The 601-nt window shown below is 23.0% G+C and carries 1 pseudogene; it reads right to left on the bottom strand.

From position 1 onward, the window contains the following. Positions 1–601, bottom strand: a pseudogene (locus H2277_RS09120) (hypothetical protein); the annotation flags it as partial.

Below are 601 nucleotides of genomic sequence, written 5' to 3'. Positions count from 1 at the left end.
AGCTTTAAAACTTGGAGTAAAGATAATATTCTTTTTTAATAAAGTTAAAGTATTAGAATAAGATTTACTTAAATTTAAATCTTTTAAATTTAAATGATCATTCGTATCAATAGAATTAGCTAAGATGGCATCATCAATTAAGATTTGAGTATTAGCAATAATAATAAAGTCTTTAAGTAAATTGGATGAATTAGCTTTTTGATTATAATTTAAAGTGATAAAATCTCCTAAACTAAGATGATAAATATTACTTTTTGCTAAGAAGCTTTCATTTAAGACTAAAGCTCTTTTTTCTTTAAGAGAAGGCTTAGTCTTTAAATCAATGCTTTTTGTAAAAGAATATTCACTTTCATAAGAGTGTTCATTATAATAAGCTTTATTATTAAGTTCTTGTTCATAAGGAACTTTACTAGAGTGTAAAGATAAAAGATTTAAAGGAGTGTTAGCATTGATACTAGAATGCGTAAAAGAATTAGTCCTTAAACTTTGTTCTTTATAGATAGAAGAAATACAAGTTTGATTGAGAATATTGTTGATATTAGGATTATATTCTATCTCTTTAGTTTTTGTATTTTTATACACATCACAAAAATAAATAGTA

The sequence above is a fragment of the Campylobacter sp. W0014 genome, from assembly GCF_020135975.1.
Taxonomy (GTDB): domain Bacteria; phylum Campylobacterota; class Campylobacteria; order Campylobacterales; family Campylobacteraceae; genus Campylobacter_D.
The sequence above is the reverse complement of the archived record's forward strand: the minus strand, read 5'-3'. Positions and strand labels throughout refer to the sequence as shown.